Source organism: Myxococcus sp. AB025B (assembly GCF_006518215.1).
GTDB classification, from domain to species: domain Bacteria; phylum Myxococcota; class Myxococcia; order Myxococcales; family Myxococcaceae; genus Myxococcus; species Myxococcus fulvus.
Window position 1 is genome coordinate 1 of the sequence record NZ_SRLW01000143.1, and the last position, 25,188, is coordinate 25,188.

Consider the following 25,188-nt stretch of genomic DNA (forward strand, 5'->3'; position numbering starts at 1 on the left):
GCCCAGCTCCCCGCCGCGCCCATCCCCGTCCGCCGCCACCTTCTCCAGCGCCTCGCCGGACCGCAGTCGCTGCGCCAGTCGCTCGGCCTTCTGCTTCGCCTGGGCGCGCTGCGTCGTCGTCGCCGCGGGCGGAACCACCACCTGCACCCGCGCGAGCCGCAGGCGCTCGGGCTGGGCCAGCTCGTCGCGGTGCTGCTGGTAGTACTCGCGCAGCACCTGCTCGTCCGGCCGTCCCGCCGCCTTCTCCTCCGCCGCGAGCAGTTCCTGGATGACCAGGCGTTCTTCCAGGGATTGCAATTGCTTTTTGATTTCCGGCTTCTGATGGAAACCACGGACCCGGGCCTCCTGGGCCAACAGGCGCTTGTCGATCATGGAGCGCACAAACTCACGCTGGCCGGCGGGACGCTCGAACTGCTCTCGCAGGGGTGAGGGCAGCCGGGCCGACTCCTCGGCCAGCTCCGCCTGCGTCACCACGCCGCCGTCAAAGCGGCCCACCACGTGGGAGGCCGCTTCCGTGCCGCCAGTCTCCGCCCCCTGCTCGGGCGCAGGCTTCGTGCACGCCCCACAAAGAGCCCATGCGACAAGCGCCGCGCCCCTCCACGATCTCGTCATTTCAGGAAAGCTCCCCGTCGGCCCATCGCAGTTCGATACCTGACAAATGGACGCGCACCTTGTGACAGGTGCCAGGGCTAATTCAAGGCCGCTCTGGGTTGGTTGCTCACATGGTTTGCGCCACAACCAGCCAAGTGCATGCCGAAGCCATACACGAAGTGAACTCCGTTTGAGCGAATCCGCCCGGGCAAGGATGCTCATCCCGACCGCCGGACTCTGCATCCTGCTTTCGGGACTCGGGAGCCCCAAAGGCCTCGTCCTCGAGGGCTCCACCGGACCCAAACCTCGTCTTTTGTCGTTAGCCACTTCGCCAGCCCCAACCAGGCCATCAGGGAACGCTAGAACGGCCCAACAGAGGCGCTCCGCTGCAACTAGCAAGCCACTTGCGAGGCGGCCATCGTCGGAAAGCATTGGGCCAGTTCAGCGGTCCCCCAATCCCTCTCAAGACAGTCCATGATAGGATGGCTTTCGCGGCCGACACGTCGGCCCAGGCTTCTCATGGGGGTCGGCGCCGTGAATCAGACTCAGCTTCTCGCCAGTTTGACCCGGTACATCGCCGAAGAGATTCCCGAAGATGAGGCGGAGGAGCTCCTGCCCTCCATGCCCCTGATCGAGCTCGGCATCCTGAACTCGCTGGAGACAGCGCGGACGATGAGCTTCATTGAGAAGCAATCCGGCAGGCCCGCGAGGCTCTCGACGAGCAAGGTCCTGTCATCGACCGGTGCACGCACGATGGGGAACCAGGAGCGCGCTGACACGGGACACGCGCCTACTCGCTCTTCCGGCAGGGCTGCATGTATTACCTAGCCATTCCCATGATGAAGGAGGAGCGCTTGGCTTCATATGAGGGGATGGCTCAGCACCCCACCCGCAGCACCTCACCCAACCTGCGCACCGCCTCGGTGATCCGCTCCGGCGCGCAGGCGGAGAAGTTCAACCGCAGGCCATGCGACGCCGAGCGTCCACCGCTCACCGCGAAGGCCTGCCCCGGCAGGTACGCCACCTGCTGGGTCTCCAGCGCGCGTGACAGCAACACCGTGCTGTCCATGCCCTCCGGCAGCTCCACCCAGACGAACATCCCGCTCGTGGGCGTCGTCCACGTCGCCCCTGCCGGCAGCTGCGTCTCCAGCGCCTTCAGCAACGTGTCCCGCCGCAGCCGGTACTCCCGCCGCAGCGTCGCCAGATGTCCCTCCAATCGCCCCGACTGGAGGAACGCCAGCACCATCCGCTGTGGGAAGGTCGTCGTGTCGATGTCGCTCGCCTCCTTCACCGTCGCCAGCCGGAACACCATCCACTCCGGCACCACCACCCAGCCCACCCGCAGCGCCGGCGCGAGGATCTTCGAGAACGAGCCGACGTAGAACACCCACTCCGACTCCCACGCCCTCACCGGCGCGAGCGCCCCACCCTCCTCGTAGTGCAGGAACCCATACGCGTCATCCTCGATGACCGGCATCCGGTACTCGCGCGCCAGCCCCGCGAGCCGCTCCCGAGCCTCCCGCGCGAGGCTCGTCCCCAGCGGGTTGTGCCCGTCGCTCATCGTGTAGAACAGCGCCGGCCGCTCACCCGCCGCGAGCAGCGCCTGCATCCCATCCAGGTCCAACCCCGTGCGTGCATCCCGCCGCACCGGAACCCGACGCACGTCGTAGGGCGCGAGCACCTGCTGGAACCCCGAATACACCCGGTCCTCCAACAACACGCTCCGCCCCGGCTCCAACAAGAGCCGCGCGAGCAAATTCATCCCCTGCTGCGCCCCCGTCGTCAGGAACACCTGCTCCGGCGAGCACCGCACGCCCCGCTTCGCCATCAGCGCCACCACCTGCTCGCGCAAGGGCTCCAGCGTCGCCGAGTACTGCAACGCCTGCCCCTCCTCCGCCAGCACCCGCGCCGCCGCCTCCGCCATCCCCTCCGTCGGGAACAGCTCCGCCGCCGGCAACCCCAGGGCCAGCGAGTACACCCCCGGCCGCGTGATCTTCTGCAACATGTCCTGGATGGCGGATGGCCCCAGCCCCCGCGCCCACGACGCCACCGGCAACTCGGCCACACTCGACGGAGCCTTCACGATGTCTCCACGTGATGACGCGCATAACCTGCGCACTCTTGAAACTCCGCCGCAATCGTAGCGCACGGGAAAGCCGAGCGAGCAGGAAGCCACACCCAGAAGACGCACCCCGCGTGGGCCCGGAGCCCCACTCGCGCTCGGCGGGCGGCCAGCCGTCACCTGGGGCTTCCCAGTCTCCGAGCCCTCCTCGATAATCGAAGCTCGCCTGGAGAACCGATGCTGGACCGACCGATGTACCTCAAGCCCAACGTGGCGATCGAGCCGCTGTACAACCAGTGGTACGCGTGGTGGTACCTGCTCTCGCCGGCCACCGCGCCCCTGTTCGTCACGAACCTGCACCAGAAGCTGATGCAGTCCTTCGTCGCGAACCCGGACGTGCACGTGGCCGCGCTGAAGAACCCCATGTTGATGGGCGGCCCCTTCATCAACCACCCCACGGCCAAGGCCCCTCGCGTGAAGGAGCTCCTGGAGCGCACGCAGAAGGAGCAGGCCCACATGCTCGCCTACACCAAGGCGGTGGGCGAGCTGGAGCAACTGCTCGCGCCCAACAACGGCGGCTCGCTCGAGGCGCTCTACGCCAAGGTGCCCGACCTGCTGCGCGGCTACGTGGAGCTCACGTACGACCTGAGCAACCGCGCCAGCGCCCGCTTCATCGAGCCCCTGCTCTACAAGAGCCGCTTCTACCAGGAGTCCTCGCAGAGCGTGACGCTGTCCCAGGTGGACGGCGACTGGCGCCCGTACATCTTCAGCACGCCGCGCCTGGAGGAGGACACGCCCATCTGGCTCAACGTGCCCTTCCGTCACGAGGGCCTGGACGCGCTGTTCCGCATGCGCCACACGCCGGGCTCCCCGGGCCAGGTGGCGGAGATGCTCGGCGTGCCGTCCAAGGCCGCCGCCGCGTTCGCGGACCTGTTCACCGACGTGGTGCCACGCAAGGCCGCCCGCTATGACGGCGAGGGCGTGCGCGTGCGCTACTTCGGCCACGCCTGCGTGCTGCTGGAGACCAAGGAGGTGAGCATCCTCACCGACCCCGTCATCAGCTACGAGTTCCCCACGGACCTGCCGCGCTACACCCACGCGGACCTGCCCGAGCACGTGGACTACGTGGTCATCACCCACGGCCACGCCGACCACCTGATGATGGAGACGCTCATCCAGCTGCGTCACCGCGTGGGCACCATCATCGTCCCGCGCAACAACGGCAACTCGCTGGCGGACCCCTCGCTGCGGCTGATGCTCCAGGCCACGGGCTTCAAGAACGTGGTGGAGATCGACGACCTGCAGGAGATTCAAATCCCCGGCGGCTCCATCACCGGCCTGCCCTTCATCGGCGAGCACAGTGACCTGGCCATCCAGGCGAAGACGGCGCACCTGGTGCGGCTGGGCGGCAAGTCCATCCTGATGGCGGCGGACTCCAACGCGCTCGAGCCGCGGATGTACCAGCACCTGCGCGAAATCATCGGGCCCATCGACATCCTCTTCCTCGGCATGGAGTGCGAGGGCGGCCCGATGAGCTGGATGTACGGCCCGCTGCTCACCAACCCGCTGCCCCGGAAGATGGACCAGGCCCGGCGCCTCAACGGCTCCGACTGCGCCCGCGCCTCGGAGATCTCCAACTACCTGACGCCCAAGGAGGTCTACGTCTACGCCATGGGTCAGGAGCCCTGGCTGCGCCACGTGATGATCCTCGTCTACGACGAGACGGCGCCCCAGCTCATCGAGTCCAACAAGTACCTGGAGCACTGCCGCGCCAAGGGCATCCAGGCCGAGCGCCCGTACGTGCGCATGGAGCGCGTGCTCTAGCGAGCGCTCACGCGGCGCGGGGTGACAGGTGGCCCCGCGCCCGGAGCGCGTCCAGCACGCGCTCCACCCCCGCCTCCACCGGCTCCGTCGCCGAGCGGACCGTGACGTCCGGCGACTCCGGGGCCTCGTAGGGGTCCGAGACGCCGGTGAAGTGCGGCAGCTCCCCCGCCAGCGCCTTCTTGTAGAGCCCCTTCACGTCGCGGGTGATGAGCGCGTCCAGGGGCGCCTCGATGTAGACCTCCACGAAGTCCACCTGGGCCTCCGCCGCCAGCGCGCGCACCTCCGCGCGAGAGCGCTGGTACGGGGAGATGGCCGCGACGATGACGCCCACGCCGTGCCGCGCGAGCAGCCGCGCCACATGGCCGATGCGCCGCGCGTTCTCCTCGCGGTCCTCGCGCGAGAAGCCCAGGCCCCGCGTCAGCCACGTGCGCACCTCGTCGCCGTCCAGCACCTCCACGGCGCGCTCGGGGGAGAGCCGCTCCCTGAGCGCCCGCGACAGCGTGCTCTTGCCCGCGCCCGACATGCCCGTCAGCCAGAGGATGAAGCCCCGCCGGTTCATGCGCACCTCACACGGCGGGGCCGTTGATCATCCCGGCTCCCACCGTCGCGTTCGTCGCTTCGTCGATGAGGATGAAGCTGCCCGTGTGCCGGTTGTCGCGGTACGCGTCGAAGAACAACGGCGCCGTGGTGCGCAGCGTCACCCGGCCAATCTCGTTGAGCGCGAGCCGGGGGCTCTGCTCGTCGCGGCTGAGCGTGTTGATGTCCAGCCGGTAGTGCAGCTGCTTCACCTGCGCGCGCACCGAGCGCGTCGTGTGCTTGAGCGCCAGCCGCGAGCCCGTCTGCAGCGACACGCCCTCCGCCAGCCAGCACACCATCGCGTCCAGGTCCTGCCCCACGTGCGGCGGGTTGCCCGGACGGCACAGCAGGTCACCCCGGCTGATGTCCAGCTCGTCCGCCAGCGACACATTCACGGACATGGGCGGGAACGCCTGCGCCACCTCCCGCCCCGCCAGGTCCAGCGAGCGGATGCGCGTGGTGAACCCGGAGGGCAGCGCCATCAGCTCGTCGCCGGGCTTGAGCACCCCGCCCAGCACCTGCCCCGCGTACGCGCGGTAGTCCGGGAACCTCGACGACATGGGCCGGATGACCGTCTGCACGGGGAAGCGCACGTGGATGAGGTTGCGGTCCGACGCGATGTGCACGTTCTCCAGGTGGTGCAACAGCGTGGGCCCCTGGTACCAGGGCATCTTCTCCGAGCGCGCCACCACGTTGTCCCCGCCCAGCGCGGAGATGGGGATGAACGTCAGGTCCGTCACGTCCAGCTTCATGGAGAACTGGCGGAACTCCTCGCGGATGGCCTCGAAGACGGCCGCGTCGAAGCCCACCAGGTCCATCTTGTTCACGCACAGCACCAGGTGCGGCACGCGCAGGAGCGACGCGAGGAACGCGTGGCGCCGCGTCTGCTCCAGCACGCCCTTGCGCGCGTCCACCAGGATGAGCGCCAGGTCCGCCGTGGACGCCCCCGTCACCATGTTGCGCGTGTACTGCAGGTGCCCGGGCGTGTCCGCGATGATGAACTTGCGGCTGGCCGTGGCGAAGTAGCGGTACGCCACGTCGATGGTGATGCCCTGCTCGCGCTCGGCCTTGAGCCCGTCCAACAGCAGCGCCAGGTTGACGTACTCGTCCCCGCGCGCGCGGCTGGTGCGCTCCACCGCGGCCAGCTGGTCCTCGAGAATCGAGCGCGTGTCGTGGAGCAGCCTGCCGATGAGGGTGCTCTTGCCGTCGTCGACGGAGCCCGCGGTCGCGAAGCGTAGCAGTTCCACTAGAAGTACCCCTCGCGCTTGCGGTCTTCCATCGCCGTCTCGCTGAACTTGTCGTCCGCGCGGCTCGCGCCCCGCTCCGTGACGCGCGAGGCGGCAATCTCCGAGATGACGTCCTCCACCTTCACCGCCTCCGACTCCACGCACGCGGTGCACGTCATGTCGCCCACCGTGCGGAAGCGCACCGCCGCCGTCGTCACCTCCTCACCCGGAAGCAGCGGCAGGTACGGGGACCACGCCATCAACATGCCGTCCCGACGGAACACCTCGCGCCGGTGGCTGAAGTAGATGGAGGGCAGCGCCACACCTTCGCGGGCGATGTACTGCCACACGTCCAGCTCCGTCCAGTTGGACAGCGGGAAGACGCGCAGGTGCTCACCCCGGCGGTGGCGGCCGTTGTACAGGCTCCACAGCTCCGGGCGCTGGTGCTTGGGGTCCCACTGGCCGAACTCGTCGCGGAAGGAGAACACCCGCTCCTTCGCGCGCGCCTTCTCCTCGTCCCGGCGCGCGCCGCCGAACACGGCGTTGAAGCGGTGCTTCTCGATGGCCTCCAAGAGCGGCACCGTCTGCGCCCGGTTGCGCGAGGCACGGGGCCCCTTCTCCTCCGCCACCCGCCCGGCGTCGATGGCCTCCTGCACGGACGCCACCAGCAGCCTCGCGCCCAGCTCGGCCACGCGCGCGTCCCGGTACGCGAGCACCTCCGGGAAGTTGTGCCCGGTGTCCACGTGCATGAGGGGGAATGGCAGCGGCGCCGGCGCGAAGGCCTTCACCGCCAGGTGCAGCATCACCGCGGAGTCCTTGCCGCCGGAGAACAGCAGCACCGGGCTGTCCAGCTCGGCGACCACCTCCCGGAGGATGAACACCGACTCCGCCTCGAGGGCGTCCAGGTGCGAAAGCTCGTAGCTCACGAGAGAAAACGCTAGCACGCCTCGCGCGGAGTCCCGCCAGTCCACTCATTCACGGAATACGCGCGTAACAAGGCAGGTATGTACACGGGGTGGAAGTCTTCAGCGGGCTCGAAGTGGCCAGGGCTTGACCCGTTTTCCTCGGCTGTGCGACAGAACCGTACCGTCATGCCCAGTGCGCCCACCCCGAATCCGAACGCCCCCGAACGCTGGTTTCCTTCCCGCAAGCCCCTGCCGGACGCCCGGCTGCGGCTGTTCGCCCTGCCCTTCGCGGGCGGCAGCGCCTCCATCTACAGCGGCTGGCAGGGGGGCCTGCCGCCGGGCGTGGAGCTGTGCGCGGTGCAGCTGCCCGGCCGAGAGCGCCGGTTGATGGAGAAGCCCTTCGACAGCCTGCCCGCGCTGGTGGACACGCTGCTGCCGGTGCTGGCGCCGCTGCTCGACAAGCCCTTCGCCTTCTTCGGCTACAGCATGGGCTCGCGCATCTCCCTGGAGCTCACCCGGCGGCTGCAGGCGCGCAACGGCCCCATGCCCCGCGGGCTGGTGCTGGCCGCGTCCGGCGCCCCACGCGAGTCGGACCGCAAGCCCATCCACCACCTGCCGCAGGAGCAATTCATCGAGGAGCTGCGCCGCTACGACGGCACACCCGAAGAGATTCTGCAGCACCGCGAGCTGCTGGAGCTGCTGGTGCCCACGCTGCGCGCGGACTTCGCGCTCGCGTGGTGGGAGAACGGCGTCTCCCCCGTGAAGCTCGACGTGCCCATCTCCGTCATGGGCGGCACCGCGGACAAGCACGTGTCGCTCGCCCGGCTGGAGACGTGGCGCGAGGAGACGCGCAGCCCGGACTTCCGCATCCGTCACTTCGAGGGCGGCCACTTCTTCCTGCGCGCGCAGCAGGCCGCGCTGCTCGCCGCGCTGGGCGAGGACCTCACCCGGTGGATGTCGACCCCGGCGTGAGGCCCCGCGCCGCCTCGAACCGGGGCGGCGCATCCGACGCCAGCGGGACGGTGAACTGCCAGCGCACACGGAACGGCTGGTCCCACGGCCGCCGCATCGCCACCGCCGCCTGGTGACGCGCGGAAGGGCGCAGCTGCATGAAGCGCCACGTCTCCGGCGTGTCCTTCATGCGTGCATCGAACGAGATGCGCGGCTCCCTGCCCGCCTCCAGGTGGAAGGCGAACTGGTCCAGCGGCAGGGACAGGCCCGCGCCCCGGGCCTTGATGTAGGACTCCTTGAGCGTCCAGTACTCGAAGAAGCGGCCGCGCTGCTCGCTCTCGGGCAGCGCCTTGAGCGCGGCGACCTCGGGCGCGGCGAAGAAGCTGTCGGCGATCTCCACCGTCTCGCCCTTGCGCTCCGCGTCCTCCACGTCCGCGCCCAGCTCCGCGTCCAGCCCCACCGCCACCAGCGCCATGCCGTCGGTGTGGGACAGGTTGAAGCGCAGCCGGGCGCCGTGCTCACCGCGAATCTCCGGCCGCCCGTAGGCGTTGGTCGAGAAGCTCCACGCCGTGGGCGGCACCGGCGCGTAGCGCGACAGCGTCAGGCGCACCAGCGCGTGACTCACCAGGTACTGCTTCTGGTGGCGCTCGAAGCGGAAGCGCTGCTGCTTCTCGCGCTCGGCCGAGTCCAACAGGCCCCAGTACGCGTCCAGGAGGTGGCGCTCCAGGATGCGCTCGGGTTCGACAATCCACACGTGGACTTCGTCCGGACCCAGCTCGAGCGGCGCGACAGTCGACATGTGCCTCCTCTACCACGCCCACCCCGCCCCCGCGTAGGCTCCCCGGGTCCAGGCCGGCCTCGCGCCGGACGGGGGGAGCCACATGGATCCACACGCCGCCACGAAGAAGCTGGAGACCCTGCGCACGCTCATGGCCGGCCACACCGACGCCAGCGAGGAGCGCCGCATCCTGGACCTGCTCGGTGACGCGACGCCCGCCGAGCTGAACTACCTGTTGGCCAACGTCGACCTGGAGTCGCTCCTCGGCGATCTGGACGACCGCGTCTTCGGCCCGGACCACCACACCGTCCTCATGAAGCTGCTGTGCCGGGAGCGGGCGCAGGAGCTGGCGCTGCCCGTGCGCGCCAGCCTGGTGACGGCCATCCAGAAGGGAGGCACGCCCTACACCGCCGAGCAGTGCATCAAGGATCTGTTCCTCGGCGTACGGGGCCGTGAGCTGACGGCGTTCAAGAACCTGCTCGACGCCGGCAACAACCACCAGGACCTGGAGAAGCTGCTCTTCGACGACGTGGACAACGTGGCGCTGCGCGAGGAGATCCTCGGCCACATCCAGCACGAGGCCCGCCTGGCGCCCAGCGGCGAGAGCAAGGTGCTCAGCGACATCGACGACACCTTCTACGCCAACCTCAAGGACAGCCGGTACCCGCCCAAGACGGTGTACCCGGGCGTGCTCGCCTTCTACGCGGAGCTGGACCGGGGGCCGGGCATCATCCCCGGGCGAGAGGGCGACCTCACCTTCGTCACCGCGCGCCCCATGGACCCACTGGGCGCGGTGGAGAACCTGACGTTCGACAGCCTGCGCAAGCACGGCGTTCCGCCGCACGTGGTGCTGTCCGGCAGCCTCACGCACCTCCTGGGCAACTCGCGCATCGCCACGAAGAAGTTCGACAACTTCCTGCGCTACCTGCGCTGCTTCCCCGAGTACAGCTTCGTCTTCGTGGGCGACAGCGGCCAGGGCGACGTGGAGTTCGGAGACAGGATGCTCCAGCACGCGCCGGAGGCGGTGCACGCCGTCTTCATCCACGACGTGGTGGACACGCCGGAGACGACGCGGCGGGCGTGGCGCGACAAGCGCATCCACTTCTTCGACACCTACGTGGGCGCGGCGGTGGACGCGTTCGCGGTGGGCCTCATCTCCCGGGATGGCCTGGCCCGCGTGGCGCTGGCGGCGCGCGAGTCCATGGAGGGCATCGCCTTCACCTCCGCGGCCCAGCGTGACGCGCGCAAGACGGAGCTGTTGCGCGACCTGCAACGCGCGGATGCCTTGACGTCGCCCTCGCCGCCCGCGGCGCACTGACGTCCCGAGGGAGCGTCGGCTGGCGGAAGCGCCCCTCGACGCGGGGGCGGGCCGGCTGACCTGTTCCGGACGGCCGCTGGGGCGCGCGCGCGCTCCGGTGGGCAATCCCCTTCCACCGTCCCTGGGGGCAGTTGGCGCGGGCCCCCGCATCGCCAACTTTCCCACCGCTCCCTCATGGGGGCCGAGGGGCGGAGCGCCCCCCGTGGCGAGGGAGGGTGGCGTGATGGGGGGCGGGGTCTGATGGAGCTCTTTCCCATCCACCTGCTGTTCATCGTCGTGCTGATGAACCGCTACATCCTGGGGCCGTTCCTGCGCCGCGTGCGGGGCCGGAGCATCGACCAGGTGGACGAGTCGTACCGGCCGCGGGTCGCCATCGTCATCCCCCTCTTCAACGAGGGCCAGGGCATCTTCCAGGCCGTCCGCAGCCTGCTGGAGCAGGACTATCCCCGCGAGCTGCTGCAGATCGTCGTGGTGGACGACTGCTCCAAGGATGACAGCTACGCGTGGGCGATGAAGGCCGCCGAGGGCCACCCCAACGTGCTCGTGATGCGCAACCCGGAGAACCTGGGCAAGCGCAAGGGCATCAACCGGGGCGTGAAGGCCGCGGTGGACGCGGAGATCATCGTCTCGGTGGACTCGGACGTCATCGTGGACCGCGCCGCCGTGCGCCACCTGGTGCGCCGCTTCACGCACTCGCGCATCGCCGCGGTGGGCGGCCGCACCTACGTGACGAACCGCCACCAGAACTGGCTGACGCGCATGGTGGAGATCAAGTTCCACTTCGCCCAGCAGTGGCTCAAGGACCTGGAGCGCAGCTTCCGTCAGGTGATGTGCCTGTCGGGCTGCCTCACCGCGTACCGCCGCGACGTGCTCCTGGAGCTGGAGCCCATCCTGGAGGCGCGCGCCATCGCGGGCGTGCCCATCAAGTACGGCGAGGACCGCTTCCTCACGCGGCAGATCGTCAAGCACGACTACGAGACGGTCTACACGCTGGACGCGTTCTGCTTCACCGCCGCGCCGGCGACGCTCGCGGGCTACTTCTCCCAGCAGCTGCGGTGGCGGCGCTCCAACCTGGTGGACCTGCTGGGCGGCCTGTCCCACGCGTGGCGGCTGCACCCGGTCATCACCATCCACTACGTGTCGCAGCTCGCGCTGCTGCTCGCCTACCCCGTCGTCATCGTCCACAACGTCCTGACGGGTGAGTTCATGGACATCCTCGCGTTCCACTTCCTGGTCATCGGCCTCCTGGGAATCATCTACCGGCTGGAGACGCGGCACCTGCCTGAAGAACGACGGGTGCATGGGGCGTGCTTCCTGCCCATGGCTCTCTTGATGCCGGTCACGTACGCGCTGTTCACGCCGCTGGCGCTGCTGACCCTGGACTCCGGCAGCTGGGAGACGCGGGGCAGTCCCAGCGCCGCGCCGGCCCCCAGTCCCGCAGCCAACCGCGGCGAGCTTCCGACCGACCCCGCTGGTGAGGGCTCTCCATGAACCAACGCGTCGCCAATCGCATCAACGCCGTGGCCGTCTCGCTCTACAAGATGATGGGCTCGGTGTTGCTGGGTCTCATCCTCACGGCCCTCATCTCGTTCCTGTCGGTGCAGGGCTTCTTCCTCTTGAGCCACTCCTGGGCGACGCCGACGGTGATATCGCCCACCGACCCGCAGATCCTCACGCTCAACACCCAGCTCGCCGCGCAGACGTCGTCCCGGGACCATGTGCTCGCGGAGAAGCGCGCGGTGGAGAACCGGATGACGGACGCGCAGCGCACCGTGGCCGCGGAGCGCTCGTTCCAGCAGCGCTTCCTGGTCGCCCTGCGCGGCGAGCGCGCCTCCAAGGACCGCACGGCCAGGCGCCTGTCCACGCTGCGCCGCGAGTACCAGGAGGCGCGCAAGGAGATCCTCGAGTCAAACCGCGCCTACGCGGGCCTGTCCCGCGCGCGCACGGATGCGCTGTACGGCGCCCGGCTCCTGCAACAAGAGGACAAGCTCACCCTCAACCACCACCTGGCGCAGCTGGCGCAGAGCAACCTGTCGCTGGCGCAGACGACGGTGGACCTGGAGACGCGGGTGGAGGGCATCCACCGTGAGATCGCGGGGCTGACGGCGGTGCAGGACGGCACGCCGGACGGGATGACGTCGGATGTGCTGCTGCTGGAGCGCGAGTACACGCACTCGATGCTGGAGCAGGCGCGCGCGGAGGCGACGCTGCGCAGCCTGGAGCACGACGCGAAGGCGCTCGACGACGTGGCCCAGCGTTATGAGGCGCTCATCGCGTCGCTCAAGGCCTCGCCGTACCTGCGCGCCATCGAGAAGGACCTGACGGTGGCCTTCGTGCCGTACGAGAACCTGGGCAACGCGGCGGAGGGCGCGCCCCTGTTCGCCTGCGCCCTGAAGGTCGTCTGGTGCCGCGAGGTGGGCGTGGTGGGGCGGGTGCTGGAGGGCGAGGTCTCCATCAAGCACCCCATCCGTCAGCACATGCTGCGCGGGGTGATGGTGGAGCTGAAGCTCACGGACGCCGCGTCGGCCCGGGAGGACCTGCTGCACCTGGGCCGCGCGCCCCTGGTGCTGTGAGCCGCGCGCCCATGACGACACGGTGGAGAAGTCCCATGCGGAAGAGCCTGACTTGCGGCGCGCTGCTGTTGCTCGCCGCGCGAACTCCCGTCTCCTGGGCCCAGTCGACGCCCGAGGCCACCACGCCGGACGCTCGCCTGGAGGAGCGCTCCGCGGGCTACTGCGACTGGGTCCAGGGGATGGGTGACGCGGAGGCCGCGCTGGAGCTGGCGCCGGAGGTGTTCGGGAGCTTCGGCGCGGTGAACACCGGCGAGGCCGAGGGCGGCACCGCCCTGGGCAAGCCCAAGCTGCGCGTCACCGCGGGCCTGAGCTACGACTTCGTGGGCCTGTACCGCGGACGCACCATCCACCGGCGCGCGGCGGCGGAGTGCCGGCGCTACCAGGCGCTCTCGTCGCTCCAGGCGGCGGTGCGCCAGGGCTCGGGGCTGGGCGAGGACTCGGCGCTGGAGGCCCGTGCCCGGGTCCTCCAGGACGCCCTGCCCCGCGCGGAGGCGCTCGTCACCGCGCTGCGCGACGACCTCAAGCAAGGCCGCGCGACGCTCGAGGAGCTCAACGCCGTCCAGGTGCGGCTGGACCACCTGCGCTCGCTGAGCACGGACACGGCGCTTGCGCGGGAGCGGCTGGCCGCCCGTCCCGCCTTCGCCCGAGGGCAGCGGCTGGAGACGTTGCTGGAGGAGCTCCGGGCGGCCGATGACGCGGTGGAGTCCGCCGCCGGAGGCCTGCGTCGAGCCCGCGCCTGGCAACTGAGCGTGCGCGGCGGGTACGACGAGGTCTTCGACGTGGACCAGGACGTACCGCTCTTCGGGCAGGTCATGCTCACGTACGATCTGGGCCACCTGTGGCAGGGCAAGGCGAACGCCCGCGCGCGCGACGGCCGCCGCCGCGCGACGCTGCATGACGTGGAGGGGATGGACCAGCAGGTCTCCGAGCTGCTGGTGGAGCTGCGCTCCCGGCACAGGACGGAGGAGGCCCGGCTGCGCGAGGTCTCCGCGCTGGTGACGGACCTGGAGGGCCAGCTGCGCGACGTGGAGGCGCTGCAGACGCGAGAGATTCGCCGCTTCCGGGACTACCTCCTGTTGGAGCTGGCGAGGCTTCGCGCCGAGCAGGCCTACCTGACGGCCCATGTGGAGGCGCTCACCTCGTTCCTCGGGAACACCGGGCCCTGAGGCGGACCCGCGCGCGCACGTGGCTCCTGGTGACGTGCCTGGGGTCAGGAGCCCTCGCTGCCGCGCCCAGGACGGCGGACAAGCCCTTGCCACCGAGCCAGCTGAAGGTGACGGAGGGGGCGACCCGGCGGCGGCCCGACGGCCGGCTCGACGTGGACGGCGCGCGGCTGCGAGCCATCCTCCCGGGCTCCGACTCCTCGCGGGCCGAGCTGCGCTTCACGCCCCACGCCCCATCCGAGGAGCAGCGCGCGTTGCAGTCCGGAGCACAGCGCCAGCAGGTGGGCCTCAAGCTGCGCGCCCTGGATGGCTGCAACGTGGTGTACGTGATGTGGCGCTTCACGCCGAAGCCCGGCCTCGTCGTCAACTACAAGCGCAACCCGGACCTGCACCGCAGCGCCGACTGCGGGAACTCAGGCTATGTCACCGTGCGCCCCACCCGCCGTGTCGCGCTCGGCGCGCCCGCCTGGGGACGAGAGCACGTGCTGCGCGTCGAGCTCACCCGCCCCACCTTGCGCGTCTGGGCCGATGACATCCTGGCGTGGGAGGGAGCGCTGCCTGCCGAGGCCTTCTCCTTCGATGGCCCGGTGGGGCTCCGCTCGGACAACGTGCGCCTCACGCTCCAGCTGCGCGTCCCACCTCCGGAGGCCCCGCGTCGACATTGACCCTGCCGATGCGTGCCAGCGGATCCGCTGCTGCGCGTGTCGACACGACGCGTGATTTCGCTCGCCGCGAAACAGCAATCCCAGACATCCACTCTCCGCGCCCTCGCGGCCCCGCTGAAACACGCCCGTCCGGATTCCAGAATCTGGATCCAGCTCCCAGACAGACACTTCGAGCATGTGTTTCACGCGGCCTCGAAAACCGACTACCCAGCCGTGAATCCTGTGTTTCACGCTGGCACCCCGGTTGCTTTTTCGACGGTCCGTGACAGAGCGAGCCACCCCCGCGTCCGAGCCGTCCCCCCGGCGAGCCATCGCTGACTGGGATTCCATGCCCCCCGGCGATTCCCGGGCTCGTGGCGTCCAGTTCCAGGTCCTCGAGGACCTCGCTCATCCGCTCCCTCCCCCCGCGTCTTCAGGGATCTCCACCATGTCCACGAACTCCACTCGCGGCGCCGCGTCGCGAACGCACTGGGTGCTGCCGCTGCTGATGACCGCCTTCGCGGGCCAGGCGCTGGCGGCGCCGGTGCTTCGACACACGGCGGACCAGCGCGGCGACCTGCTGATGGTGGGCAACACGCTCGCCCACGACTGCGCCCCCAACGTCCCCGGGCCGGTGGTGGGAACCGTCGGGAACTGCGGCTCGAACACCTCCGATGACGCGGTGGATGTCTATTGGACCCTCCAGTCGGGCGTGGCCCAGGCGAACACGTCGGTGACGGCCACGCAGGCGCGCAGCCGGGCGGCGCTGGTGATCCCCCCGGGCGCGGTGGTGACGTACGCGCGCCTGTACTGGGCCGCGCACCTGTCCACCAGCACCAACGCCCTGACGCCGGACACCACCGCCGAGTTCGGCCGGCCCGGCGTCTTCACGCAGATGCTGACCGCGGATGTCTCGCACAGCTACGCGCCGAGCGGCCGCTACATCTACGAGTCCTCCACAGACGTCACCACCCTGGTCGCCACGAACGGCTCGGGGGTCTACGAGGTGAGCGACGTCGACTCCGCGCCCCTCGCCAGCGTCAACAGCACGGACACGTTCAGCGCCTGGGCGCTGGTGGTGTTCTACCGCCACCCGGACTCGCCCATCCGCAACCTGACCCTGTTCGACGGCATGGACTACGTCAGCAATGGCAATCCCCAGACGGTGACGCTGTCTGGCTTCAACGTGCCGAGCTCGGGCTTCGACGCCAAGCTGGGCGTGCTGGCCTTCGAGGGCGACGCGACGCGCACGGGCGACCAGTTCCGCGTCAACGGCAGCAACATCTCCGACGGCGCCAACCCGGTGAACAACTTCTTCAACAGCACGCGCTCGGTGCTCGGCACGCCCGCGAGCCACGCCGACGACCTGCCCCGGCTGACGGGCGCCTCGGCGAGCATGTCCGGCGTGGACATGGACGTGGTGGACATCACCAACTACGTCTCCGGTGGCGCCACGTCCATGAGCGTCACGGCGACGTCCTCGGGTGACTCGTACATCCTCGGCGCCTTCGCGACGTCCATCGCCACGCTGCGCCCGGACTTCACCAACACGTACAAGACGGCCACGGCGGTGAGTCCGCGCGCGGACGGCTCGCTGCGCGGCGGAGACCTCATCGACTACACCATCGTCACCACGAACACCGGTGACGACGTCAGCATCGAGACCGTCCTCCAGGATCCGCTCCCCGCCCAGCTCGCCTATGTCCCGGGCTCGCTCGAGATCCTCACCGGCCCCAACGCGGGCCCCCTCACCGACATCCAGGGCGACGACGTGGGCGAGGTCAGCCCCACGGGCGTCATCACGGTGCGGCTGGGCACGGGCGCGACGAGCACACTGGGTGGCAGCCTGCAGCTCAACCAGAGCACCAGCATCCGCTTCCGCGCCGTGGTGAACCCCGCGGCCTCCGGCGTCATCGCCAACCAGGCCACCATCACGGCCCAGGGCGAGCGCGGCGCGCCGGCCAGCTCCGCGAGCAGCTCCCCGTCCCCCAGCACCACCGGCCCCACCAACATCGTCGTGTCCGTGCCGCCCGCGCCCGTCGTGACGGCGCCCTCGAACGGGAGCACCCTGGGGACGAACCAACCCGTGTTCGCCGGCACGGCCGAGCCCGGCAGCACCGTCAGCGTGGTGATTGGGGGCGTGGTCGTCTGCACCGCTCCGGCCCACCCCACCACGGGCGCCTGGTCCTGCACGAGCAGCGCGCTCCCCGACGGCTCACACACCGCCACGGTGACCACGAGCGACCCGGCCGGCAACACCAGCCCCGCCACCACGTTGAGCTTCACCACCGACACCGCCGCGCCCGACACGAGCCTCCTCACCGGCCCCGTGGGCACGGTGGCGGCGACGGGCGCGAGCTTCACCTTCAACTCCAACGAGAGCGGCGTGACGTATGAGTGCAGCCTGGACGGCGCGGCCTTCACGGCCTGCACCTCGCCCACCAGCTACACGGGGCTCGCCCAGGGCTCCCACACGTTCCAGGTGCGGGCCCGGGATGCGGCCGGCAACGTGGACCCGACGCCCGCCAGTCGCACCTGGGTGGTGGACACCGTGGCACCGGACACGACCATCGTCAGCGGCCCGAGCGGCCTGACGAACAGCGCGAGCGCGACGTTCGACTTCACCTCCAACGAGCTCGCGGTGACGTACCAGTGCTCGCTGGACGGCGCCCCCTTCGCGGCGTGCACCGACCCGGTGACCTTCCCTGGCTTGTCGCAGGGCAGCCACACCTTGCAGGTGCGGGCGGTGGACGCCGCGGGCAACTTCGACGCCACGCCCGCCAGCCGGACCTGGACCGTGGACACCGTGGCGCCGGACACCAGCATCACCTCGGGCCCGACGGGGACGACCAACTCCAACAGCGCCACGTTCACCTTCACCTCGACGGAGACGCCCGCGCTCTTCGAGTGCAGCCTGGACGGTGGGACGTTCGCCGCGTGCACCTCGCCCGCGACGTTCAACAACCTGTCCCAGGGCAACCACACGCTGGCGGTCCGCGCGCGTGACAGCGCGGGCAACGTGGATGGGACGCCGGCCACGCGTACGTGGACGGTGGACACCGTGGCGCCCGAGACGACCATCGTCAGCGGCCCATCCGGGACGACGGCCTCCACCGAGGCGACGTTCGACTTCGACTCCAACGAGAGCGGCGTGACGTACGAGTGCGCGCTCGATGGTGCGACCTTCACCGGCTGCACGGACCCGATGACGTACACGGGGCTGTCGCAGGGCAGCCACACCTTACAGGTCCGCGCGCGTGACAGCGCCGGCAACGTGGACGCGACGCCGGCCACCCGCACGTGGACCGTCGACACGGTGGCCCCCGACACTTCCTTCGCGAGCACGCCCCCGGCCGAGTCCAACTCGGCGGTGGCCAACTTCCAGTTCAGCTCCAACGAGAGCGGCGTGAACTACGAGTGCCGCCTGGATGGCGCGGTGCTGTTCACCGCGTGCTCCGCGTCGCAGAGCTTCCCGGCGCTCGCCCAAGGCAGCCACACCCTGGAGGTCCGCGCGGTGGATTCGGCGGGCAACGTGGACCCCACGCCCGCCGTCTACACGTGGACCATCGACACCACCGCGCCGGACACCACCCTCTCGGGCGGCCCGGCGGGGACGACCTCGGACACCGGCGCGACGTTCACCTTCACGTCCACCGAGAGCCCTCAGACGTTCCAGTGCTCGCTCGACGGGGCACCGTTCACCGCGTGCACCAGCCCGACGTCGCTCTCGAACCTGGCGGATGGCTCGCACACCTTCGCGGTTCGCGCCGTGGATGCCGCGGGCAATGTGGACGCGACGCCGGCCACGCGCACGTGGACGGTGGACACCATCGCGCCGGACACGACCATCGTCAGCGGCCCGCCGAGCGTCTCCGCCGAGGCGAACGCTCAGTTCACCTTCAGCGCCACCGAGTCTCCGGTGACGTACGAGTGCTCGCTCGACGGCGCGACCTTCGCCACCTGCGCCTCCCCGCAGACCTTCCCCGGCCTCTCGGACGGTGCGCACACCCTGGCGGTGCGCGCGCGTGACAGCGCGGGCAACGTGGACCTGACGCCCGCGACGTACGCGTGGACGGTGGACACCACCACGCCGGACACGAGCATCGCCAGCGGGCCCTCCGGCCTGACGAACAGCGACAGCGCGACGTTCGGCTTCGACAGCACGGAGTCCGGCGTCACCTTCGAGTGCTCGCTGGACGGCGCCACGTACGTCGCCTGCTCGAACCCCGTGACGTTCGACGACCTGTCCCAGGGCAGCCACACGCTCACTGTGCGCGCCCGTGACAGCGCGGGCAATGTGGACCCGACGCCGGCCACCCGCACGTGGACCGTCGACACCGTGGCGCCCACCACGACGTTCACCAGCACCCCGCCCTCCATCACCAACGCCACCTCCGCCACGTTCGGCTTCGGCAGCGACTCGGACCCGGTGACGTATGAGTGCTCACTGGACGGCGCGACGTTCATCACCTGCTCCAACCCCCGCACCTTCACGGGCCTCTCGGAAGGCAGCCACACCCTGGCGGTCCGCGCTCGCGACACTGCGGGCAACGTGGACGCCTCGCCCGCGACGTACACCTGGACCGTGGACACGACGGCGCCGGACGCGCCCGTCATCGACACGCCCGCCAACGGCGTCGTGGTGCCCACGCAGCGCCCGGTCATCTCCGGCACGGGGACGGCGGGTACGCTGGTGACGGTGAGCGTGGATGGCATCGTCCTGGGCACCGCGCCCGTGGATGCCCAGGGCCGCTGGACGTACACCCCCGTCGTGGACCTGGGCCAGGGGCTCCACACGGCCACGGCGACGGCCACCGATGCCGCGGGCAACGTGAGTGACGACAGCGCGCCCTCCGAGTTCACCGTGGACACGGTGGCTCCCGACGCGCCGGTCATCACCACGCCAGCGGACGGCACCACCATCGCCACCGCGACGCCCGTCTACACCGGCACCGCCGAGCCCTTCGCGCAAGTGACGGTGGAGGTGGACGGGGACGTGATTGGCACGGTGACGGCCAACATCGACGGCGAGTGGAGCCTGCCCAGCCCGACCGCGCTGAGCGAGGGTCCCCACACGGTGGAGGCCACCGCGACGGACTCCGCCGGCAACACCAGCGAGACGGCGTCCAACGGGTTCGACATCGACTTGTCCACGCCGGAGACGTTCATCGACTCCGGCCCCGCGACCTTCACGCGCGAGACCGCGGCCACCTTCGCGCTCCGCATGGAGAACGGCGGCGTCTCCTTCGAGTGCAGCCTGGATGGCGCGGCCTTCACGCCCTGCACCAGCCCGCTGAGCATCACCGGCCTCTCCGAGGCCACCCACGTCCTCGCGGTCCGCGCCGTCAACGCCCTGGGCACGGTGGACCCGTCGCCCGCGACGTACTCGTGGACGGTGGACCTGCAGGCGCCCCAGGCTCCTGTCGTCGTCTCGCCGGCGAATGGCGGCACGGTGGGCACCGCGACGCCCACCATCACTGGCACGGCCGCGTCAGACAGTCAGGTCTACCTGGAGGTGAACGGCGCCACCTACGGCCCCATCTCCGTGACGTCGTCCGGCACGTGGACCTTCACCTTCCCCACCGCGAAGCCCGAAGGCCCCCTCACGCTCACGGCCGTCGCGGTGGACGCCGCGGGCAACACCTCCGATGCGACGTCGCACGGCTTCACCATCGACCTGACGCCGCCGGAGACGTTCATCGAGTCCGGCCCGGACGCGCTCACCCGTGAGACTTCGGCCACCTTCGAGCTGCGCTCCGAGGGCGGTGCGGCCGGCTACGAGTGCAGCCTGGACGGCGCGGCCTATGTGGCCTGCACCTCCCTCGTGAGCTACACGGGGCTCGCGGATGGTGAGCACCAGCTCCGTGTTCGCGCGGTGGACGCGGTGGGCAACGTGGACGCGACGCCCGCGACCCACACCTGGACGGTGGACACCACTGCGCCGGACACGCTCATCGTGTCCGGTCCGGACTCGCCCACCCGCGCCGTGGAGGCCACGTTCGAGCTCGCCGCCAGCGAGCCGGGCTCAACCTTCGAGTGCAGCGTGGACGGCGCGACGTACGTCGCCTGCACCAGCCCGGTCCTGTTCGAGGGCTTCGCCGAGGGCGAGCACACCCTGACGGTGCGCGCGGTGGACGCCGCGGGCAACGTGGACCCCACGCCCGCCGGGTACACGTGGACGGTGGACCTGACGCCGCCGGCCGCTCCGCTCATCGCGTCGCCCGCCCAGGGCGCGGTGCTGGATGACGGCGTCGTGACGCTCACGGGCACGGCCACGGACGCGACGTCGGTGATGGTGACGGTGGGAGGGACGACCTACGGTCCCATCCCCGTGAATGGCGCCGGTGGGTGGACCTTCACGCCGCCCGTGTCGCTGGGCGACGGCACGTACACGGCGGTCGTCACCGCCACGGATGCCGCGGGAAACACCAGCGGGCCGACGAGCGTCACCTTCACGGTGGACACGACGGCCCCGGACACGGCCATCGACAGCGGTCCCGAGGCCCTGACGAACGTGGCCTCCGCGTCCTTCGTCTTCTCCTCGAACGAGTCGCCGGTGAACTTCGAGTGCAGCCTGGACGGCGCGGCCTTCCTCACGTGCTCCGCCCAGGAGACGTTCGACAGCCTCGCGGACGGCGCCCACACCCTCGCGGTCCGCGCGGTGGACGCGGCGGGCAACGTGGACGCGACGCCCGCGGAGCACACGTGGACGGTGGATACCCAGGCGCCCGCCGTGGACATCGACACGCCGGCGGATGGCTCGGTGTCGAGCGTCGCGACGGTGACGTATTCGGGCACGGCGGAGCCGGGCAGCACCGTCACCGTGACGGTGGACGGCGCGGTGCTGGGCACCTTCGAGGTGGATGGCTCGGGTATGTGGACGCTGACGGGGAGCGCGCCGCTCGGCGAGGGCTCGCACACCGTCTCCGTCAGCGCGACGGACGAGGCGGGCAACACCAGCACGCCGGTCGTCCACACGTTCACCGTGGACGCCGAGCCGCCGCAGACTGCGTTCACCCAGACGCCGCCCACGCTGACGCGTCAGTCCTCGGCCACCTTCGGATTCAGCTCGGACGAGTCCCCGGTGACGTACGAGTGCAGCCTGGACGGCGCGCCCTTCGGCGAGTGCCAGAACCCGTCCGAGCTGACGGACCTGACCGACGGCGAGCACACGCTGGAGGTCCTCGCGAAGGATGAGGACGGCAACGTGGACCCGACGCCCGCCTCGTACACGTGGACGGTGGACACCCAGGCGCCGGACACGCGCATCGTCAGTGGTCCGCCGCTCACGGAGGCGCCCGCCGACGCCACGTTCGTCTTCGAGTCCACCGAGCCCGGCTCCTCCTTCGAGTGCAGCCTGGACGGCGCGGACTGGACGCCGTGCACCAATCCCGCGGCCTTCACGAACCTGGCGCTCGGGGCACACACCCTGGAGGTGCGCGCGGTGGACGCCGCGGGCAACGTGGATGGCTCGCCGGCCTCCTACGCGTGGGTCATCACGGCCGACTCGGATGGTGACGGTCTGACGGACGCGGAGGAGCTCGCGCTCGGCACGGCCCCGAACAACGCCGACACCGACGGCGACGGTCTGCCGGACGGCATCGAGGTGAAGGTCGCGGGCACGGACCCGCTCGATGACGACACGGATGACGACGGTCTCCTGGATGGCAACGAGGACGCCAACCACAACGGCCTCGTCGATGACGGCGAGACGGACCCGAAGAAGGCGGACACGGACGGCGACGGGCTGACGGATGGCCTGGAGCTGGGCCTCACCGAGCCGCAGGGCACCGACACGGCCCCGGCGCGCTTCACGCCGGACGCGGACCCTTCGACGAAGACGGACCCGCTCAACCCCGACACGGATGGCGGCGGCGTGCGCGACGGCATCGAGGACGCCAACCACAACGGCCGCGTCGATGCCGGCGAGACGGACCCGCTCTTCGCCCCCGACGACGTCGACTCCGACATGGACGGCATCGATGACGCGACGGAGCTCGCGCTCGGCCTCGACCCGCGCAACGCGGACTCCGACTCCGACGGGGTGCCGGACGGCGTGGATGGCATCACCGACACGGACGGGGACGGCCTCATCGACGCGTTGGACCCGGACAGCGACAACGACGGCGTGCTGGACGGCACGGAGCTGGGCGTGACGCGCGAGACGGCGCACCCGCACACGGACCAGACCTCGCCGAACTTCCGTCCGGACGAGGACCCGAGCACCACCACCGACCCGAAGAACCCGGACACGGATGGCGACGGGCTGACGGATGGCGAGGAGGACACCAATCACAACGGCCGCGTCGACGCGCGGGAGACGGACCCGAACAACCCCGACACGGATGGTGACGGCCTGCCCGACGGCATCGAGGTGAAGGGCGAGAACCCCACGGATCCGCTCAATCCGGACACGGACGGGGATGGCCTGCCGGACGGCGTGGAGGACGCGAACCACAACGGCCGCGTCGACCCGGGCGAGACGGACCCGAACAACCCCGACACGGATGGGGGCGGCGCCAGTGACGGCGTGGAGGTCGCCGACGGCTCGAACCCGCTGGACGGCAATGACGACTTCCTCATCGCCGGAGGCGGCTGCAGCACCGGCGGCGCGGCCACGCTCGCGCCGCTGGCCCTGCTGCTCCTCGCCCTGCCGCTGCGTCGCCGGACGCGTCGCGACTGACGAGCCACCGAGGGCTCCGGCGGCCATGCGCCACCGGGGCCCTCGACGTCAGTTGATGGGATAGGAGTGCACGAAGAGGAACACGAGCATGCCCTGGAACAGGGCCAGGCCCAGCACCACGGGCCCTCGCAGCGCGGGCCGGCGCGCGAGCCACGCGCCCAGCGGCAGGAACGCGGGCCACACGGCCGCGCTGTAGCGCCCCAGGCCCACCAGGCCCACCGTCCACAGCACCAGCATCAACGGAATGCCGAACGCGGCCAGCGGCCACCACTGGCGACGACGCGTGAGCAGGAGCGCCCCCACGCCCGGGATGAAGGACACCGCCACGTAGAGGCTGACCTCGGGCGCCCAGTCATCTCGGAGCCACCACGTCCCGAGCCCCGACCACGCGCCCGACCATTCGCCAGCGCGGACCTTCCACCACAGCTGCGGGTCGCCGAACTTCCACGCCAGGAAGACGAAGTAGAGCGACGTCACGACCAGCGGCACGGCGAGCGCCAGGAGGTCGCGGTGGAACCACGCCTTGAGCCCGCCGCCTCGGGAGCGCAGCTGCTGATAGAGCAGCGAGAGCCCCGCCACGAGGGACAGGTGACGTGACAGTCCGCCGAAGCCCAGCGCGAGCGCCGCCCACCAGTGTCTCCCTCGCACGCTGAGCAGCACCGCGAGCGCGGTGAGGAACACCATCCACGACTCCGGGTAGCCCGCGGACTGGAAGAAGGCGAACGGATAGGCGGTGAAGACCAGCAGGGCCGCGCGGGCCGTGTCCTCGTCCTCGAGCGCGCGGAAGAGCCGGTACAGGACGATGAGCCCGAGCAGCCCGGCCACGTTGGCCACCAGCACCAGCGACACCTGGATGCTCAGCCCTGTCGCCTCATGGACCAGCCGCCCCAGCATGGGCAGCAGCGGGAAGAAGTTGGTGGCCTGGGGGCGCTCATAACCCTGCCGGGCGATCTCCGTGTACCAGCCGCAGTCCCAGCGGCAGAACGCATCCAGTCCCGCCGGGCCGGTCTGCTGGAACGGTGGGCGGTGCAGCCGGTTGTCGAACACCAGCGACACCCGCGCGAGCAGCAACAACGCCAGCCGGCTGAAGAAGAAGAGGCTGACGGGGAACGCCAGCTCCGAGCCCAGGGCCCGGAGTCTCACCCGCCAGGGCGCGGGACGCACGGCCTCTTCGGTGACAGGAACGTCCGTGGACATGCGGTCGAGGAATCCCGAGGTGCGAGAAGGGGCGACACCCTACCCCACTCCGGCCCCCATGGCAGCGCCTCCGCTCCGCGCGGAAGCAAGCCACCTCTAGTCCGAAGCCGCCCGCGTCAGTCCTTGTGGGAGGCACACCTGTCTGCCTATTCCTGGGCGGCCGCCTGTGGCGCAAGCTTGGGGCCGTTCTTGGCCGCCTCGCCCGGCCACCGCCTCGCGTGGGCGTCGATGCGCGCCTGCTCCGCGGGGTCCGAGCTGGTGACGACCGTCTTTCCATCGAGCCCCGTCTTGGTCGTGGTGACGACCATGCCGGCGCAGCCCGTGAGGGAGAACGCGACCAGGGACGCGACGAAGGCGCGCGAAGACATGTCAGCTCCGGGGGATGTGGCCAGGGGGACTCGTGGCCAGTGAGTGCGCTGACGACGCGCTCTCCCTGGAAATATACAGGGGCGCCTGTCTGCCTCGTTCAGGGCGGTGGTACCGTGGACCGTCGCGCCCACGAAGCGCTCGGAGGTCCGCGTCATGCGAGGACGAGGTGGATGGATTGCCGTCACCGGGCTGGCGGTCTCGCTCTGCGCGGCGGCGTTGGTGCGACAGGAGTTGACCCGCGCCTCGCCTCCGCCCGTGTCCACCCCCGCGTCGGTCCCCGAGCCGGTGAAGCCTTCCGTCCCCAGGGAGGCCCCACCCCGCCTTCCTC

Annotated in this window: 16 protein-coding genes; 8 read left to right on the forward strand and 8 right to left on the reverse strand. The window is 70.3% G+C overall.

From position 1 onward, the window contains the following. The coding region (locus FL311_RS23240) for a peptidyl-prolyl cis-trans isomerase (RefSeq protein WP_141328018.1) at positions 1–498 on the reverse strand (498 nt) is incomplete at its 3' end. Positions 499–1,468: 970 nt separating this feature from the next. After that, positions 1,469–2,674, reverse strand: coding sequence for a PLP-dependent aminotransferase family protein (locus FL311_RS23250; RefSeq protein WP_141328020.1), 1,206 nt, complete (start codon positions 2,672–2,674; stop codon positions 1,469–1,471). 216 nt (positions 2,675–2,890) lie between these two features. Here FL311_RS23250 and FL311_RS23255 point away from each other — a divergent pair, with 216 nt between their 5' ends. After that, entirely contained in the window at positions 2,891–4,477 is a 1,587-nt protein-coding gene (locus FL311_RS23255) for an MBL fold metallo-hydrolase (protein WP_141328022.1), read from the forward strand. Positions 4,478–4,484: 7 nt separating this feature from the next. Here FL311_RS23255 and cysC read toward each other — a convergent pair whose 3' ends face one another. The 3 genes from cysC to cysD are packed head-to-tail and all read right to left on the reverse strand — an operon-like array spanning position 4,485 to position 7,205. After that, the gene (gene cysC / locus FL311_RS23260; RefSeq protein ID WP_046714122.1) at positions 4,485–5,036 is read right to left on the reverse strand and encodes an adenylyl-sulfate kinase; all 552 of its coding nucleotides are present in this window, start codon (positions 5,034–5,036) and stop codon (positions 4,485–4,487) included. Between the two features lie 7 nt (positions 5,037–5,043). After that, the gene (locus tag FL311_RS23265; protein ID WP_141328024.1) at positions 5,044–6,300 is read right to left on the reverse strand and encodes a sulfate adenylyltransferase subunit 1; all 1,257 of its coding nucleotides are present in this window, start codon (positions 6,298–6,300) and stop codon (positions 5,044–5,046) included. Next, a complete protein-coding gene (gene cysD, locus FL311_RS23270) occupies positions 6,300–7,205 on the reverse strand; it encodes a sulfate adenylyltransferase subunit CysD (protein WP_141328026.1) in 906 nt (301 codons plus the stop codon). The genes FL311_RS23265 and cysD overlap by 1 nt, the downstream gene beginning before the upstream one ends. 165 nt (positions 7,206–7,370) lie before the next feature. Here cysD and FL311_RS23275 point away from each other — a divergent pair, with 165 nt between their 5' ends. Further along, positions 7,371–8,156, forward strand: a complete 786-nt coding sequence (locus FL311_RS23275) for a thioesterase II family protein (protein ID WP_141328028.1) — start codon at positions 7,371–7,373, stop codon at positions 8,154–8,156. On the opposite strand, the gene FL311_RS23280 is transcribed toward FL311_RS23275, so the two are convergent. Continuing rightward, complete coding sequence (locus tag FL311_RS23280; RefSeq protein WP_141328030.1) at positions 8,128–8,934, reverse strand: 4'-phosphopantetheinyl transferase superfamily protein; 807 nt, start codon at positions 8,932–8,934, stop codon at positions 8,128–8,130. The two genes, FL311_RS23275 and FL311_RS23280, sit on opposite strands and share 29 nt — an antisense overlap. A gap of 82 nt (positions 8,935–9,016) precedes the next feature. Between FL311_RS23280 and FL311_RS23285 the strand changes: the two genes are divergently transcribed. The 6 genes from FL311_RS23285 to FL311_RS23310 all read left to right on the forward strand — a co-directional run bounded on the left by FL311_RS23285 (position 9,017) and on the right by FL311_RS23310 (position 23,294). Next, positions 9,017–10,231: a phosphatase domain-containing protein gene (locus tag FL311_RS23285; protein WP_141328032.1), complete on the forward strand. Its 1,215-nt coding sequence runs from the start codon at positions 9,017–9,019 to the stop codon at positions 10,229–10,231. Positions 10,232–10,471: 240 nt separating this feature from the next. After that, a complete protein-coding gene (locus FL311_RS23290; protein WP_141328034.1) occupies positions 10,472–11,722 on the forward strand; it encodes a glycosyltransferase family 2 protein in 1,251 nt (416 codons plus the stop codon). Further along, a complete protein-coding gene (locus FL311_RS23295; protein WP_141328036.1) occupies positions 11,719–12,804 on the forward strand; it encodes a hypothetical protein in 1,086 nt (361 codons plus the stop codon). Before FL311_RS23290 ends, FL311_RS23295 begins: the two co-directional genes overlap by 4 nt. 35 nt (positions 12,805–12,839) lie before the next feature. After that, positions 12,840–13,970, forward strand: coding sequence for a hypothetical protein (locus FL311_RS23300; RefSeq protein WP_141328038.1), 1,131 nt, complete (start codon positions 12,840–12,842; stop codon positions 13,968–13,970). An 86-nt stretch (positions 13,971–14,056) separates the two neighbouring features. Next, complete coding sequence (locus tag FL311_RS23305) at positions 14,057–14,632, forward strand: hypothetical protein (RefSeq protein ID WP_228557019.1); 576 nt, start codon at positions 14,057–14,059, stop codon at positions 14,630–14,632. 427 nt (positions 14,633–15,059) lie between these two features. Further along, positions 15,060–23,294 (forward strand): Ig-like domain-containing protein, encoded by an 8,235-nt coding sequence (locus FL311_RS23310; protein ID WP_194869338.1) that lies wholly within the window; start codon positions 15,060–15,062, stop codon positions 23,292–23,294. A gap of 48 nt (positions 23,295–23,342) precedes the next feature. Here FL311_RS23310 and FL311_RS23315 read toward each other — a convergent pair whose 3' ends face one another. Further along, positions 23,343–24,491, reverse strand: a complete 1,149-nt coding sequence (locus tag FL311_RS23315) for a mannosyltransferase family protein (protein WP_141328040.1) — start codon at positions 24,489–24,491, stop codon at positions 23,343–23,345. Between the two features lie 146 nt (positions 24,492–24,637). Beyond that, the gene (locus tag FL311_RS23320; protein WP_141328042.1) at positions 24,638–24,859 is read right to left on the reverse strand and encodes a hypothetical protein; all 222 of its coding nucleotides are present in this window, start codon (positions 24,857–24,859) and stop codon (positions 24,638–24,640) included. Positions 24,860–25,188 lie beyond the last annotated feature (329 nt).

Bases quoted from the DNA above. Each gene is read 5' to 3' on its own strand.
- FL311_RS23255 (WP_141328022.1), top strand. From the start codon at position 2,891: ATGCTGGACCGACCGATGTACCTCAAGCCCAACGTGGCGATCGAGCCG.
- cysC (WP_046714122.1), bottom strand. From the start codon at position 5,036: ATGAACCGGCGGGGCTTCATCCTCTGGCTGACGGGCATGTCGGGCGCG.
- FL311_RS23275 (WP_141328028.1), top strand. From the start codon at position 7,371: ATGCCCAGTGCGCCCACCCCGAATCCGAACGCCCCCGAACGCTGGTTT.
- FL311_RS23280 (WP_141328030.1), bottom strand. From the start codon at position 8,934: ATGTCGACTGTCGCGCCGCTCGAGCTGGGTCCGGACGAAGTCCACGTG.
- FL311_RS23285 (WP_141328032.1), top strand. From the start codon at position 9,017: ATGGATCCACACGCCGCCACGAAGAAGCTGGAGACCCTGCGCACGCTC.
- FL311_RS23290 (WP_141328034.1), top strand. From the start codon at position 10,472: ATGGAGCTCTTTCCCATCCACCTGCTGTTCATCGTCGTGCTGATGAAC.
- FL311_RS23295 (WP_141328036.1), top strand. From the start codon at position 11,719: ATGAACCAACGCGTCGCCAATCGCATCAACGCCGTGGCCGTCTCGCTC.
- FL311_RS23300 (WP_141328038.1), top strand. From the start codon at position 12,840: ATGCGGAAGAGCCTGACTTGCGGCGCGCTGCTGTTGCTCGCCGCGCGA.
- FL311_RS23310 (WP_194869338.1), top strand. From the start codon at position 15,060: ATGTCCACGAACTCCACTCGCGGCGCCGCGTCGCGAACGCACTGGGTG.
- FL311_RS23315 (WP_141328040.1), bottom strand. From the start codon at position 24,491: ATGTCCACGGACGTTCCTGTCACCGAAGAGGCCGTGCGTCCCGCGCCC.
- FL311_RS23320 (WP_141328042.1), bottom strand. From the start codon at position 24,859: ATGTCTTCGCGCGCCTTCGTCGCGTCCCTGGTCGCGTTCTCCCTCACG.